Below are 13,570 nucleotides of genomic sequence, written 5' to 3'. Positions count from 1 at the left end.
TGGAGGCAAGGGGCCTGGAGGGGCGAAGTGGGCGACCGGGGTGATGACGGGACTCATCAGGGCACGAACTCCCGTCACCAGGTCGCGCGCCTTCGGGCAGGGCCTTGTCTCCAGGGTCGCCCCCGTAAACGCTGGGATTGACTGGAACTCCTTCGTCGGGCGCTGCTGGCTCAGGGTCTGGCCCGGGGGTTGCTTATGGGTTGAGTCAGCTTCCCCCAGTGAATCCCCAACCCCATCGACGACAGGAATCCCTCCCATGAAAGGCATCAAGTTCGGCGGCTTCAAGAGCCCCTCCGTGCCCAAGAGCCCCTCTTCCTCCGGGAGCGGGACGAACAAGCCAAGCGCCCCTCCGCCGGTGGAGTCGAAGCCCACGTCCAAGCCGGGCCCCATCAAGGACGGGTTCGACGCGCAGGGCAGCACGCCCTCCACGGACAAGGTGAGCACCCCGCCCACGAAGCAGCCGGGCAAGGACGTCACCTCGTCGTTCGGTGCGAACCCGCTGGGCTACTCGGGGCAGAACGTCCTGAACGCCTACAACATGTTCCCGGGCGGCGCGCCCCAGGGAGTGGCCCTCCCCACCGCCCAGAAGCCCTTCGTCAACGCCAGTGACTCGAAGGTGACGCTCAATGCCCACCAGCACCAGGGCAACACGAACCTGTCTGTCTCGCCCGCCGGTGGTCAGGGCATCCCTGCGCACTACATGCACTACCTCTCCACGGGCGAGGGCAAGTTCGCGGGCATCCAGGGGGTGCCGCTGCATCCGCGTCCGGGCGAGCCGACCTCGGTGGTGACGGGCGCGCTGAACGGTTGCGCCATCCATGCCCTGCACGACACGAAGGCCAACAACCTGTCCTTTCTGCACCACGCGGACTACTCGAGGAACGGCAAGGCGGAGCTGGACGGCTTCCTCTCGCAGCACCCGAACCTCAAGCCGGCCGGGAGCCTGACGCCCAGCGACTATTCGCACCCCACCGGCAAGCACGGCGACCCGACGGGCGCCACGCCCTTCATCCACTACTCCCAGGGGACTGATAATCGGCCGGGACAGTGGACCCTCGCGGGTCAGCTCAACGCCTTCAAGAATGGTGGCACCCCGGGGGGACGCCCCGAGCTGATGCGCCCCACGGACCTCCAGGTGCCCTTCATGCAGACCGTCCCGGTGGACGTGGTCTGAGCTTCCGCTGTCCTGAATCCCAAACAGACAGCCGGGCCCGGAGAGTCTTTCCAGGCCCGGCCGTGATTCTCAGTCTCTCAGACAGACCCAATTGTTGTGGGGAATGGCCTGGCAGATACAATAACCCGGAGTGCCATTGGCGAAGGTACAGCCAATCTCCGTTTCCGGGCTGCAGAACCTGCCCTGGAGGGACTCGCAGGTGGCGGCCTGGGCGGACACTTCCTGCTCGGGAAGGGCGCCGGTCTCGGTGCCCTCCGCGACTTCTGCTCCGCCACAGCCAATGATGGAAACGAGAGCTGCGAGCGCCATTACACGAAGAACCATGATGGAAACCCCGTTGCAATTGTAGCCCTTGAATCCAACTGCGGGTCCGGGGCCTGGTCAAGCGTTACCCTCCTGACGCGTTGCGCCTAGTGTCCACCCCACGTCAACAGACGTCTGACGGCCGGCGGCGCGGAGGGAGACGCACCATGTGAAGCGCCAGTGGCAGACGCCATCCTGTTGGGAGATTGATTGGTGTTGGAGTCGGCTCGGCGTCCCAGGTGCTGATGGGCCTGTGCCCCTGCTGCTCCGGCTTCCGCTGCTTGGAGGCTGGGTGTACGCTCGGCGTCGCCGTGATAGCCGTCCTTCTCCTCCTCGTTGGATTTCCCTGATGCGCGACGGTGATGCCCTCAGTGAAATTTGCCGCAGGCTTGGACCGGCCATCTACCGCCGTTGTCTGAAGATTCTGCGCAATCCCGACGAGGCCGCGGATGCCTGTCAGAAGGTCTACATGCAGCTGGTGCGTCATCGCTCCCGGCTTCCTCCGGAGCCCGAACAGCTGCGCTGGGTCTACGTCGTCGCGACACGGGTGTGTTTCGCCCAGCTTCGCGACGATGCCTGGGAGACGGCGAGCGGGGCGGAGCTGAACCACGACGCCCCCGGGCCCACGGACAGCTTCGCGGAGGTGGCCGACCGGCAGATGGCGCTCAAGGCGCTCTCCTGTGCCACGGAGCACGAGCGGATGGTCGCGTGGCTCGTGCTCGTCGACGGCCACTCCCAGGAGGAGGCGGCCGAGCTGCTCAGCCTCTCACGCAAGACGGTCGGCAAGCGCATCCAGCTCTTCCTGGCGAACGCCCGCCGCGGGGTCTTCGAATGAACGCAGCACGCACGGCGCAGTGCCCGAGCGACCTCGCGCTCGAGGAGCATCTGCTCGACGCGAATCCCGCCACCGCCCGGCACATCGTCGGGTGCGCCCATTGTCAGGCCTGGGAGCGGTCCGCCGCGGAGGCCGCGCGCGCGTTTGCCCGTGAGAACCCTCGCTGGATGGCGAAGGCCCAGGCCAGGTCCTCGCCGCTGAGGCGATGGGCGCCGCTGCTGCCGATAGCCGCCCTCGCCGCGGCCGCTCTATTCATCCTCCACTCCCCGTCGCCGGAGGCTCCGCGCTACGCGACCAAGGGCGAGGAGCTCACCGTCTACATCGGAGGGCAGGGCGCGCCGCGCGCCGCGTCCCAGGGGGAGCGGGTGCGACCGGGAGAGGCGCTCCGCTTCCAGGTGGCGCCGGGCTCCGCGGCCTTTGTCTGGATTGCCTCCGTCGACTCGACGGGCTCCGTCTCCCGCCTCGTGCCCGCGGAAGGGACGACGCCGCTCGCGGTGGACGGGGCTCAGCTGCTTCCGGGCAGCGCGGTGCTCGACGCGGTGGAAGGACCGGAGCGTATCTGGGCGGTGATATCGCGGGAGCCCGTGAGCTGGGCCGTCGTGGAGCAGGCCCTCCAGGGGAGTCCGGTGCGCGACCCCACGGCGGTTCACATCCCCGGCGCTCGGACCGCCACGGTGTTGCTCGAGCGCGGCGCTCCATGAGCCGGCTTGCGTTGCTCGTCTTCTTCTTCTTCGCGGCTTCCGCGCGAGCCCAGTTGCCCGAGCGGCGCTTCGCCCTCGTGGTCGGCGGCAACGTGGGCGCACAGGGCCACGCGCGGCTGCGCTTCGCGGAGGCGGACGCGTCGCGCTTCGCGGACACGTTGAAGGAGCTCGGGGGCTTTCACGGCGGGGACGTGCGCGTGCTTCATCAGCCCACGCGTGCGCGGCTTCTCGCGGAGGTGCGTGCCCTTGAACAGCGCATCGCCGAGGCGGCCCGCGGCTCCTCGCGGCGAAACCTGCTGCTCCTCTACTGGTCCGGGCATGCCACGGAGCAGGGCCTGGAGCTGGGGAGCGAGAGCCTCACCTTCGCGGAGCTGAGGAAGCTGCTGGGGGCCTCGCGTGCGCACGTGCGACTGGCGTTCGTGGATGCGTGCAGGTCCGGAGGGCTCATCACCCCGAAGGGGGCGAAGGCCCGTCCAGGCGGCTTCGCGCTCGACGTCATGAGCGACGAGTCCCCGGATGGGACCGCCATCCTCGCGTCCTCGGGCCCGGGGGAGAACGCGCTCGAGAGCGCGGAGCTGCGCGGGAGCTTCTTCACACACCACCTGACGGCCGGACTTCGCGGCGCGGCGGACGCGGATGGAGACGGTCGCGTCACGCTGCAGGAAGCCTATCGCTATGCCTATGTGAAGACTGTCTCCCATACGGCCGAGGTCTCCGGCGTCGCCCAGCGGCCGACGTATGCCTGGGACCTGAAGGGGAAGGGGGAGCTCGTGCTCGCCGAGCTGCGCCACGCGGACGCGCGTCTCGTCTTCGCCCCGGGGACGGAGCCCGACAGGCGCTGGCTCGTCGTGCGCGACGAGGGGCTCGGCGAAGTGCTGGAGCTCCGCGAGGACCCGGTGAGGCCACAGCAGCTCGCGCTGCGTGCCGGGAGCTACCGGCTGATTCGCACGACCGCGGACGATGTCCGGACCGGTGCCTTCGCGCTCATGCGCGGGGAGGAGCGGATGGCCACGACCGTCACGCTGACGCAGCGGCCTTTCGCCGAGCGCGGGGAGAAGGGCGGAGGGGCCGTCGGATGGGAGCTGGAGGTCCTCGCCGCGGTCGGTCTCAACACGCCTCCACTCCGAGGCATGGGGCTCGCGCCCGCGCTGCTGCTGGGAGGGGATGTCGCGATGGGGACCTCCCAGACACTGAGGCTTCGCGCCAGATATCAGGACGGCCGGGGGCAGGATTCCGGGCTGCCCTATGCGCTCCGGAGTCTGGGAGGGGATGCCGCGTGGCTCTGGCGGCTTCCTGTCCGGGGGCTCGAGGCCGGCGGCCGGCTGGGTGCGGATGCGGTCCGGCAGTCGGTGGCGGGCACGTCGGCGGGGACGGCGTTGCGCGGACGCGCGGGGGTGGTGCTCTCGCATGCGCTGCCCCTTGGGGGACGGGTCTCCTGGGTCTCCGAGGCGGAGGCACAGCTCGCCTCGTTCCAGCTGAATGACGGCGCGGTCATTCGGCCCGCGTTCGAAGTCGTCACCGGGTTGGGCTTCCGACTTTGAGGCGTGACGTCCTCCTCGTCGCGGCCCTGGGCCTGCTCGCGTGCGCGTGTGGCGAAGGCCTCTTCGATGCACGCGGGCGACCCGACGTGCGTGTCATCGGACGGGAAGGGGGCACCGTCACCTCCCGCGATGGTCGCCTCCGGGTGACCCTTCCTCCGGGCGCGCTCCAGAGCGAGGAGACCATCTCCCTCCGGGAACTGGGGGCGCGGAGCTGGTCGGTGGGGACGACCTACGCCCTGGAGCCTTCGACACGGGCGCTCGCCGTTCCCGCGCGGGTGGAGATGCGCGCCGAGTCGGCGCCGGGCCACCGTGGTCCCGCCTCCCTGGTCCGGATGACCCGGGATGGCCTCCCGGCCCCGCTGGCGGGTTCCTGGAGTGAAGGGACGCGGAGCTTCGGCCAGCTCTTCGCGCTCCAGGACCTGGGGCTCACGCAGCCCCTGTGCGCCGAACCCATCGACTGCGCGGATGGCTTCCGGTGCGAGGACGGCGCGTGCAAGTCCTGTCCCGCCAACGTCTCCTGCAGGGCCAACCCGGACCTTCCCGGCCCGTTGAACACTGGCGTCCCGGCGGGCGCTGTCCTGGTCCGGCATGAGGGAGACCTCGTGCTGGACACGCCGGGGGCCGTGCTCGAGGACCGGGACATCCACGGTCGACTCATCATCCGCGCGAACGACGTCACCGTGCGCCGGTGCGTGGTGCACGCGCCGGTGCCCCGCGAGATTGACGGCATCATCAGTGTCTCAGGGGCGACGGGCGTCCTGCTGGAGGACATCGAGGTCTTCGCTGAGGAGTCCTCGACGCTCCAGTGGGGGGTGATGGGCGGAGGCTTCACCGCGCGCCGGCTCGACGTGCACGGAGTGGTGGTGGGGATGAGCCTGCGGTCCGGCGCGCGGGTGGAGTCCTCGTGGATCCACGCGTTGGACCCGGTGGGCGCCCAGTACGGCATCGCTGTCTTCGAGGGGCGCGACATCGGCATCTACGACAGCAACGTGCATGGCCCGGGGGAAGACATCGGCGCGGCGGTCTTCGTGAACCAGCAGGTCGGGCCCACGCGCGACGTGAGGGTGGAGCGCAACCGGCTGGACCGTGGGAGCTGCATCTTGAACCTGGGACATGCGGGCGGCGCGAGCCTTCAAGGCGCGGTGGTGCGCAACAACGTCTTCGGCGCCCGGACGTTCTACGACTGCGCCGTGCTCGTGAGCACCCAGACGCAGCTGTCTGCCGCGGGCAACGTCTGGGAGGTCACGGGCGTGGAGGTCCCCATCGAGCGACACGATTGAGACCTCCCGGAGGCCCTGGGGTTGTTCGCTAGTTCGACGGAGGAAGGACGCTTCCGTCCTCCCAGGTGTTGTTGGACCAGACGTTGCCCGGCTCCGAGGTGTCGAAGCTGGTGATGGCCCCGTACCAGCCACAGCGCCCGCTCGAACCGCGACCGAAGACGTTGCCGATGAAGCGGATGTTGTTCGTCGCGCCCGAGTACGGCTTGCCCTGGGAGGACCCGCCATAGGCGCAGAAGCCGCCCGTCGTGCCGGGGAAGTAGTTGTTCTCCACCAGGTTGTTCTCCACCGGGGCGAAGTCGCCATAGCCGGTGAGTGCGGCCGAACAGCCCGCGTCGGGCGGCACGTCCGGCGCGTCGCAGATGATGGTGTTGTGCCGGAGCGTGACATTCCGGCCCATCCGGATGCCGGACTCGTGCGCGGTCCCCGTCTCGTCCGTCATCTGGCCATGGACGTAGGAGTCGCGAACCTCGCAGTCGTGCCAGCAGTGGATGGAGCGATTGCCACCCTGCACGTGCACTCGGACGGCGGTGAAGTTCACCGCGCCCACCCCCGTGACGATGCGGTCACCCGCGTCGACGTGGGAATCGGTGAGCGTGAAGGAGAATCCGGTGGAGTTCTCGTCGGTGGCCACGCTCCCGTTGATCTTCGAGTTGCGGATGATGACGCCCGCCGCGCGGATGTTGAGGTCGCAGTTCACCGTCTTGGAGTCGATGAGCGTGTTGGCCACGGTGAGGGTGCACGGCCCGGTGTAGGGCGTGAGCTGCGTTCCCGCCGGCACGCCCGTATTGCTCGCGTTCGGAAAGCCGCCAGCGGGCGGGTTGGAGCTGGTCGTCGCCGTGACGGTGTTCGAGTTGGCGCTGAGGTTGCCCGCGGCATCGCGCGCCTGCACCCGGTAGCTGTAGGCGGTGGCCGCCGTGAGGCCCGTGTCCGCGTAGGTGCGGCTCGCCGTGGAGGCGAGCTTCACGCCATCGCGAAAGACGTCGTAGGCCGTGACGCCGACATTGTCCGTGGAGGCATTCCAGCTCAGGTTGATGGCGCTCGAAGACACCGCGGACGCGACGAGTCCCGAGGGAGCGGTCGGCGCCTGGGTATCCGGCGGGGGCTCGGTGCTGTCCGGAAGGAAGACGACATCCACGGCGTAGTCGGTGTTCTGGAAGCCCTGCGTCGGAAAGCCGCCGCCATAGCGATAGACGCCGTTGACGCCATCCACGCCCGAGGCGAGTCCCCGGATGGGGCCGCGTGACTTCTCCGTGTTGAAGCCGCCCACGGTGGCGCCATACCGTCCGGCGGACGCGTAGTACGACACGACATAGGTGGTCCCCGCGATGACGGTGATGGGAGACGCCAGGCGCACCGTCTGCCAGCCCGTCGTCGTCTCGCTCGTGGAGGTCGCCTCGGCGAGCTTCGTGCCCGTGCGGCTCCACAGGCTCACGCGGTGAGGGCCGGCGTTCTGGGCTCCGCCCTTGAAGAAGCGCACGCCGCGGACGGTGCCCGGGACGGACACGCGGAACTTCATCCCCAGCTCCACCGCGCCGGTATCGCTGTCCATCGCGATGGTGGGGCGGGCCGAATCAAGGAAGAGCGAAACCTCGCCCGGCTCGAGTGACTGGTGCTCACCGGCGAGCGCCTCCTGGCTCAAGGGCTCGTCCACGGTGCCGGTGGAACAGGCGGACACCGCGATGAAAAGGACTGCTGCGAGACTCCGAACTCTCATGGGCACTGCCTCCGAAGGATTTCTTTTCGGGCGGCTAATGCGCGAGCCGCGATTCATGGGAACTCGAAGCGCACGAAAAGTCCCGGCGCCTCGCTGTCGAGGCGGGTTTCTTCTCGTGGGTGCGGGTGATGCAAGAGCCACATGCCGGAGGGGTTCGTGGTATCGAGCCGACGCCGCTTCGCGGCGCGGTTTGAGTCAGGCGGCAGGTGGCATGGACGCGTTCGTCGCACTTCTTCGGGGAATCAACGTCGGTCGCGGCAATCGCGTCCCGATGGCAGGGCTTCGGAGCCTGTTGGAAGAGCAAGGCTTCAGCCACGTCTCGACGCTGCTCAACAGCGGCAACGCCATCTTCCGCGCGCCTGCACGCGTCGGGGCTCGAGCCGAAGCCCTGATTGGTCAGGCGCTGACCGACAGGATGGCCCTCTCCGTCCCTGTCATCGTCAAGTCAGCCCAGCAGTTCGGCCTCATCATTTCGGGCAATCCGAACCCCATGGTGGCCGACCCTTCCCGGCTGCTGGTGGCATTCTCCAGCGGACCGGAGGCGCTGACACCGCTGACTGCATTGGAGTCGCTGCTGACGCCTGACGAGTCCTTGTGCATCACGCCGCACGCGGCCTACCTGCACTGCACGGCCGGCATCGCGGAGAGCAAGGCCGCGGCCGCCCTCGTGGGCAAGCTCGGTCGCGGGGTCACGACCCGAAATTGGGGCACGGTCATGAAGATCGCTGCTGCGCTGTCAGAACACTCCCCTGACGTCGTTCGCAGGTAGCGCGGCACTCGGGGGGGATGGGCCGTTTCTGACGGACACGGGCCGCTCATCCGGACCGCGATTCATGGCGCTTCGCGGAGGGCCTGAACCCGTTTGTGGATGTGGGGGGCTGGGACTCCACGCGCGTTCGGAGGCATGATGGTGGGCGCCGTCGAGGGGAGACCCGGTCCTCGCGGGTGACGCACGAGCGCCAGGAACCCGGGTCGTCGCAGGGGGAGCGCGGGAATGTCGGAGTCGGTCGAGCAGAGGTGCCTCCGGTGTGGTGCACCGGATGCGGGGAGCGTGGCGCGCTGTGTGTGCGGCGCCAGCCTCCGGGTCGACGTGGTGTTGCGGGACGCGGTGGCTGACGAGCGGACGCGCTTCGCGCTGGCCCGGGCCATCTCGCTGCTGGGTCCACCCGCGCCCTCGTTCTCCGAGGCGCGAAGCCTGCTCGCGACGGCGGGTGCTCCCCTGGCCCGTGGCGTCTTTCGCGCCTTCGCGGAGAAGCTCCTGGAGGTGCTGCGCGCCCAGGGCGCCCGCGCGGACTTGCGGCCCTTCGTGGAGTCGGTGGTCCCCGCCCAGGAGCCCTCTCGCGGACTCCTGAGGGCGCTCGTGGGGGCCTGCATCCTGGTCGGGTTGCTGGGCGGCATCTGGGTGGCCCGCTCTCCGCGCTTCGAGCGCACGCGCTCGAATGTCCTGGCCCTCGCCACGGGAGAAGACCTTCCGGGCGAGGCGGCGCCCGTGCCCTCGGCCCTCTCCACCTCGGAGATTTCACGCCGCGCGGGCCCGAGCACGTTGACGCTGCGGTGTGGGAGCAAGACGGGCTCCGGCTTCTTCGTGGACTCGGAGCTGGTGCTGACCAACCAGCACGTGGTGTGTCCGCCGGGGAAGCTGATGACGGCGGTGCTCGCGGACGGGCGGGAGCTGCTCGGCGAGACGGTCGCCAGTGACGTGGACCTGGACCTCGCCACCGTCCGCGTCGTGGGGGCGAAGGCCGTCCCTTTGCCGCTGGGGGACGTCACGCGCCTGGAGCCTGGAGACCCGCTGGTCTTCATCGGCAGCCCCAAGGGCCTGGACTTCACCGTGCACGAGGGGAAGGTGGGCTTCGTGGGCCGGCAGTACCTGGGCACCGGCTACGTGCAATTCAATGCCTCGGTGAATCCTGGCAACAGTGGCGGACCGCTGTTGAATGGACAGGGTGAGGTGGTGGGCGTCGTCTCGATGAAAATCGAGAACGCGGATGGGCTGGGGCTGGCGCTGCCCATCGCCTACGCGAGCAAGCTCGTCTCCGTGCCCACCTCGCCCGAGTCGACGGCGCGCTGGACTCAGTTGCTGGAGCGCGTGGCGCGCGACGAGGAGCGCGAGGTGCGGCGCTTCCAGGTGGACACCGAGCAGCAGGTGCTCCTCTCGGTGCAGCGGGTCGACGGGCTGGGGCTCATCGTGCTGGTCGTCGAGCGGTTCGACTCGCCGCCCACGGCCGTGAAGCGCCGCATGGAGCTGGAGGCGGAGGGGAAGACGTGCACGTTGGATTTGGAGTTCGAGGACTGGCGGCCCTTGAGCCAGTCCCTGGCGGCGCAGGAGGACTCGAGGCGGCTGCGCTGGTTCCTCTCGCGAGGCCTCACGCGGGGCATCCACATCGGTGGGGCGCGGCTGCCCGTCGAGACGTGCCTGTTGCCGGAGGTCGGCACGGCCTGGCTGAAGTCAGGGCAGGGAAGTGGTGAGAATGAGGAGCGCATCGAGGTGTCGCTCAAGGATGTGCGGGAGGCCCGGGAGACGTGGAGCCGGAATCCCGCGGGCATCCAGCGCTGGGAGCGGGAGCGCTTCAAGCAGCGGCTGGCGGGAAATCGCACACGGGAGGAGGAGGAGCGGTGGCGCTCGTCCTTCGGCAAGGCCCGGGCGCGCGTGGCCCGCTTCGAGGAGGAGCGCGCGCGTCTCCGCAAGGACGAGTCCTCCGGCAAGCCGGTGGTGAAGCGCCAGTTGGAGGTGGAAGAGGAGCTGAAGCTGGCGAACCAGCAGCTCGCCGAGCTGGAGCGCTACGCCGCGGAGAAGAACGTTCCCCCGGAGTGGCGGCGGTAGGCCCTTGAAGCAACACCGCGACAACTGACATCCAACGAACAGTGCAACTGCCCTTACAGGCCAGGACTGGTCAGATTCCACGCGAATACGTGAAACCAGCAATAGCTGAATAGCGTGCTCATTTTATTTCCTGAACGCGTCCGGAATGGACGTCCCTGGCAGGAGCAAGTGCCCCGACCCGCCGGGGTCCTCCCAAACGAATACAGGTAAGCCCATGAGCTTCGTGAAGAACGCCATCCTGGCTGTGATTGCGGTGTGCGCCGTTGCATGCGGTGGTGCCATGGAGATGGAAGATGATACAGGCGCCCCTGCTCCCGAGGCTGCGCTGGCCACGACGGAGCAAGGCATCTGTGAGGGGTACAGTGGCACCAGTTCTGTCTGCACCATCAAGTGCACCAGCACCTCTGGCTGGTTCTTCGTCAACGGCATCCCGTATGGGCAATGCGAGACCGCCGGCTACAATCGGTGCGGCTTCTGGCCTTACGGCGCCTGTTGGAGCAACGCGTCCGTAGCACCTTGAGGATGGAGAGCCTTCGGTTGTCCTGAAGCCCAGACAGGCAGCCGGGCCCGGAGATTTCTTCCAGGCCCGGCCGGAAATACCAACTGCCTCTGGCAAGGTTCACCCAGCCCGTCGTGACAGGCACCTTCGCGGCGGACTGGAGGCGCGCGGCCTTCGAGGCCCCGCGCACGCAGGTGAACCCGGGCGCGGTCAGCACGTACAGTGAGATCTGGATGTCCGCCCGCCCGCCCGGCCGCGCTGAGCTCGGCGCTCGCATCCATCAGTGGGCCGCCACTGCTCGTGAAGCTCAATCCCGACGCGCAGCGGACCGACATCGTCACGGGGAGCATGAAGAGGGCTGGGGTCAGGAAAGTGGCTCCCCACCTTTCTGGTGACGCCGCGCCTCCGCTGCGGTTCTCTTCACGCGCCATGCGCCTTCTTCCCGCCCTCCTGCTGCTCGTCACCGCCTGCACCCACGCCCCTGCGAAGCCCGCCCCCGCGCTGACACCGGGCGAGCACGAGCAGGTGCTCAACGGCGTGCGCCTCTACTACCGCGTGGCGGGCGAGGGCGCGCCCGGGCAGCCCCCGGTGCTCTTCCTGCACGGGGGCCCCGGCTACAACAGCTACAGCTTCTCGAAGCTCGCCGGCGTGCGGCTCGAGAAGAGCGCGCGCATGGTGTACCTGGACCAGCGCGGCAGCGGCCGCTCGGAGCGGCCGTGGACGCGCGACTACGCGCTGTCCACGCTGGTGCAGGACCTGGAGGCGCTGCGGCGCGCGCTGGGCGCGCCGCGCTGGGTGGTGATGGGCCACTCCTTCGGCGGCACGCTCGCGCTGGAGTACACCGCGCGCCACCCCGAGGCGGTGGCCGGCCTCGTCGTGGTGGACGGAATGTCGGACGCACAGGGCTCCTACGCGGGCTGGGTGCAGACGCTGGAGCAGTGGCACCCGGGCCGGCTCGCGCAGGCTCCCGCGCAAGGCTCCGACTTCACGCGGGTGATGGCGGCGCTGCAGGGGCAGGACGTGCAGGCCTTCTTCGACCGGATGCAGTGGCGCGACCCGGGCAAGCACGCGCCGGTGGCGCAGCTGGACGCGCAGAGCGGGCTGCGCAACACGGGCGAGCTGGCCGGGGCGCTGTTCGGCGGCGAGCTCCTGCACTACCGCTTCGCTACACCCGAGCGCATCCGCGCGCCCACGCTTGTCATCGTCGGTAGCCACGACCGGGCCATCGGGCCGCAGACGGCGCGCGCGCTGGCCGGCGCCCTGCCGAACGCCACCCTGCGCGAGTACGAGGACAGCGGGCACTTCCCCTACGTGGAGGAGCCGGAGCGCTTCGAACGCGACGTGACGGAGTTCCTCAGCCGCTTGCGCTGAGCGGCGCCCCTGCTCCCACTCCGGTGGGCCCGGCGCTGCCACCAGCGGGGCCACCTGCGTCGCCTCATCTACGTGCGCCCTGCTCGGGCTGAGGCCTCGTTCTGGAGGGTCTGGTCTCCCGGGGTATTTCATGCGCGCGGCGGTGTGTGTGTCGGCGAGCCCCGGCCGAGGCGGGTCACAGCGACGCCGGCATCTCCGTCTCCAGCGCAGGCGCCTGCTCACCTCGCCGCCCCGCCTGTGCCTCATCGGCTGCGCCGTCGTGCTCCTCGTAGGAGGTGCGCCGCCCCGCCGCTGCGATTCGACGCGCGGCAGCTGACCGGCTCCGATGGCACCCGGCTCTCCGTGGAGGTGGCGGGGCAGGGCCCGGTCTGCATGTTCATCCATGGCGCTCCGGGCCAGGGAACGCTCTCGTTTGTTCAGATGGGCGGAGATTCGCTCGCGGCCTTCCTGACGATGGTCCATGTGGACCAGCGGGGCTCGGGCAGCTCCCAGGATGCGCAGGACCACAGCCTCGAGCGCGTCGTGCAGGATCTCGAGGAGCACCGACCACCACCGCACGTTCCGCTTCCCCGAGCAGCGCGTGGTCACGCTCGAGAGCGGCCACCTGCCCTATCACGAGAACACATCCGAGCTCGCGGCGGGCAACCGACGCTGCTCCATGGCGGTCACGGGCGCATCAGAAGAAGCCATTTCTGACGTTGATGACGTTGTGCACCAGGATTGGCAGGAGGAGCGACGCGGTTCGCTGGCGGATCCAGAGCAATCCGAAGCCGATCAACCCGGTCACGGCCATCGCCAGCGCCGAGAACTGGAATGCGCCGCCCGAGTACAGCCGGCTGTGACCTGCCGCGAAGAGGAAGGCCTCCGCGAGTGCTGCCCCTCCGATCGTCGCTCAGGCAAGCTGCCACCGGTCGTCGAAGGCGCGAAGGAAGAGTGCGAGCAGCTTCTTCAACCGGGCATTCTCCGCCTCCAACTGCTTCAGCCTCATCGTGTCGTTGGCGTCCATGCCCCCGAAGCGCTTGCGCCACGCGTAGACCGCGGGCTCGCTCACTCCATGCTTCTTCGTAACTCCTCGCCGCGCCCCGTCTGGTGCGGCGAGGATGTTCGTGGAAGGGCGAAGCGAGGTTCAGCGAAGCGGCGCGCGCGCCTCGGCACGCAGAGACACTTCGCCGTTCGCCCGCTGGCGGAGTTCCCAGGAGCCAATGCCACGCAGGTCATCAGCGAAGAGGAGGCGCTTGCGCGCCACCAGCATGTCGATGGTGGCGCGCATGGAGGAGCAGCCCGGCTCCGGTAGCGCGTCGAGTCGGCGGTAGAGGTCCGGCAACAAG

The 13,570-nt window shown here is 69.0% G+C and carries 12 protein-coding genes and 3 pseudogenes; 10 read left to right on the top strand and 5 right to left on the bottom strand.

Annotated elements, in window-relative coordinates:
- Positions 1 to 256 precede the first annotated feature (256 nt).
- Entirely contained in the window at positions 257 to 1,174 is a 918-nt protein-coding gene (locus LZ199_RS05190; RefSeq protein WP_253992531.1) for a hypothetical protein, read from the top strand.
- Between the two features lie 69 nt (positions 1,175 to 1,243).
- On the opposite strand, the gene LZ199_RS05185 is transcribed toward LZ199_RS05190, so the two are convergent.
- A complete protein-coding gene (locus LZ199_RS05185) occupies positions 1,244 to 1,498 on the bottom strand; it encodes a hypothetical protein (RefSeq protein WP_253992530.1) in 255 nt (84 codons plus the stop codon).
- Between the two features lie 328 nt (positions 1,499 to 1,826).
- Here LZ199_RS05185 and LZ199_RS05180 point away from each other — a divergent pair, with 328 nt between their 5' ends.
- Genes LZ199_RS05180 through LZ199_RS05165 form a run of 4 tightly spaced genes read left to right on the top strand, consistent with a single transcriptional unit; the run spans position 1,827 to position 5,834 of the window.
- Positions 1,827 to 2,312 carry an RNA polymerase sigma factor gene (locus LZ199_RS05180; RefSeq protein WP_253992529.1) on the top strand — a complete coding sequence of 162 codons (486 nt, stop codon included), beginning with the start codon at positions 1,827 to 1,829 and terminating at the stop codon, positions 2,310 to 2,312.
- Complete coding sequence (locus LZ199_RS05175) at positions 2,309 to 3,013, top strand: DUF4384 domain-containing protein (RefSeq protein WP_253992528.1); 705 nt, start codon at positions 2,309 to 2,311, stop codon at positions 3,011 to 3,013. Before LZ199_RS05180 ends, LZ199_RS05175 begins: the two co-directional genes overlap by 4 nt.
- A complete protein-coding gene (locus LZ199_RS05170) occupies positions 3,010 to 4,554 on the top strand; it encodes a caspase family protein (protein ID WP_253992527.1) in 1,545 nt (514 codons plus the stop codon). Before LZ199_RS05175 ends, LZ199_RS05170 begins: the two co-directional genes overlap by 4 nt.
- Positions 4,551 to 5,834: a right-handed parallel beta-helix repeat-containing protein gene (locus LZ199_RS05165; RefSeq protein ID WP_253992526.1), complete on the top strand. Its 1,284-nt coding sequence runs from the start codon at positions 4,551 to 4,553 to the stop codon at positions 5,832 to 5,834. Before LZ199_RS05170 ends, LZ199_RS05165 begins: the two co-directional genes overlap by 4 nt.
- 28 nt (positions 5,835 to 5,862) lie before the next feature.
- On the opposite strand, the gene LZ199_RS05160 is transcribed toward LZ199_RS05165, so the two are convergent.
- Positions 5,863 to 7,548: a DUF4082 domain-containing protein gene (locus LZ199_RS05160; protein ID WP_253992525.1), complete on the bottom strand. Its 1,686-nt coding sequence runs from the start codon at positions 7,546 to 7,548 to the stop codon at positions 5,863 to 5,865.
- 211 nt (positions 7,549 to 7,759) lie between these two features.
- Between LZ199_RS05160 and LZ199_RS05155 the strand changes: the two genes are divergently transcribed.
- The 5 genes and pseudogenes from LZ199_RS05155 (at position 7,760) to LZ199_RS05140 (ending at position 12,242) form a co-directional block, all read left to right on the top strand.
- Positions 7,760 to 8,317: a DUF1697 domain-containing protein gene (locus LZ199_RS05155; RefSeq protein WP_253992524.1), complete on the top strand. Its 558-nt coding sequence runs from the start codon at positions 7,760 to 7,762 to the stop codon at positions 8,315 to 8,317.
- 225 nt (positions 8,318 to 8,542) lie between these two features.
- The gene (locus LZ199_RS05150) at positions 8,543 to 10,372 is read left to right on the top strand and encodes a S1C family serine protease (protein WP_253992523.1); all 1,830 of its coding nucleotides are present in this window, start codon (positions 8,543 to 8,545) and stop codon (positions 10,370 to 10,372) included.
- Between the two features lie 214 nt (positions 10,373 to 10,586).
- On the top strand, positions 10,587 to 10,892 hold the full coding sequence (locus LZ199_RS05145) for a hypothetical protein (RefSeq protein ID WP_253992522.1): 306 nt from the start codon (positions 10,587 to 10,589) through the stop codon (positions 10,890 to 10,892).
- Between the two features lie 98 nt (positions 10,893 to 10,990).
- Positions 10,991 to 11,222 (top strand): annotated as a pseudogene (locus LZ199_RS46635) (ABC transporter substrate-binding protein); the annotation flags it as partial.
- Positions 11,223 to 11,300: 78 nt separating this feature from the next.
- Complete coding sequence (locus tag LZ199_RS05140; protein ID WP_253992521.1) at positions 11,301 to 12,242, top strand: alpha/beta fold hydrolase; 942 nt, start codon at positions 11,301 to 11,303, stop codon at positions 12,240 to 12,242.
- 676 nt (positions 12,243 to 12,918) lie between these two features.
- On the opposite strand, the gene LZ199_RS46930 is transcribed toward LZ199_RS05140, so the two are convergent.
- The 3 genes and pseudogenes from LZ199_RS46930 to LZ199_RS05130 form a co-directional block, all read right to left on the bottom strand.
- Positions 12,919 to 13,128, bottom strand: a complete 210-nt coding sequence (locus tag LZ199_RS46930; protein WP_407667176.1) for a CPBP family glutamic-type intramembrane protease — start codon at positions 13,126 to 13,128, stop codon at positions 12,919 to 12,921.
- Between the two features lie 48 nt (positions 13,129 to 13,176).
- Positions 13,177 to 13,311, bottom strand: a pseudogene (locus LZ199_RS05135) (transposase); the annotation flags it as partial.
- Between the two features lie 57 nt (positions 13,312 to 13,368).
- Positions 13,369 to 13,570 (bottom strand): annotated as a pseudogene (locus LZ199_RS05130) (hypothetical protein); the annotation flags it as partial.

Source organism: Myxococcus qinghaiensis (genome assembly GCF_024198215.1).
In the GTDB taxonomy this organism is placed as follows: Bacteria; Myxococcota; Myxococcia; order Myxococcales; family Myxococcaceae; genus Myxococcus; species Myxococcus qinghaiensis.
Note: the sequence above shows the minus strand (reverse complement) of the source record. Positions and strands in the feature narration are given on the sequence as shown.

Coding starts and splice junctions, on each gene's coding strand:
- LZ199_RS05170 (WP_253992527.1), top strand. CDS start 3,010: ATGAGCCGGCTTGCGTTGCTCGTCTTCTTCTTCTTCGCGGCTTCCGCG.
- LZ199_RS05140 (WP_253992521.1), top strand. CDS start 11,301: ATGCGCCTTCTTCCCGCCCTCCTGCTGCTCGTCACCGCCTGCACCCAC.
- LZ199_RS05180 (WP_253992529.1), top strand. CDS start 1,827: ATGCGCGACGGTGATGCCCTCAGTGAAATTTGCCGCAGGCTTGGACCG.
- LZ199_RS05145 (WP_253992522.1), top strand. CDS start 10,587: ATGAGCTTCGTGAAGAACGCCATCCTGGCTGTGATTGCGGTGTGCGCC.
- LZ199_RS05185 (WP_253992530.1), bottom strand. CDS start 1,498: ATGGTTCTTCGTGTAATGGCGCTCGCAGCTCTCGTTTCCATCATTGGC.
- LZ199_RS05160 (WP_253992525.1), bottom strand. CDS start 7,548: ATGAGAGTTCGGAGTCTCGCAGCAGTCCTTTTCATCGCGGTGTCCGCC.
- LZ199_RS05175 (WP_253992528.1), top strand. CDS start 2,309: ATGAACGCAGCACGCACGGCGCAGTGCCCGAGCGACCTCGCGCTCGAG.
- LZ199_RS05190 (WP_253992531.1), top strand. CDS start 257: ATGAAAGGCATCAAGTTCGGCGGCTTCAAGAGCCCCTCCGTGCCCAAG.
- LZ199_RS05155 (WP_253992524.1), top strand. CDS start 7,760: ATGGACGCGTTCGTCGCACTTCTTCGGGGAATCAACGTCGGTCGCGGC.
- LZ199_RS05150 (WP_253992523.1), top strand. CDS start 8,543: ATGTCGGAGTCGGTCGAGCAGAGGTGCCTCCGGTGTGGTGCACCGGAT.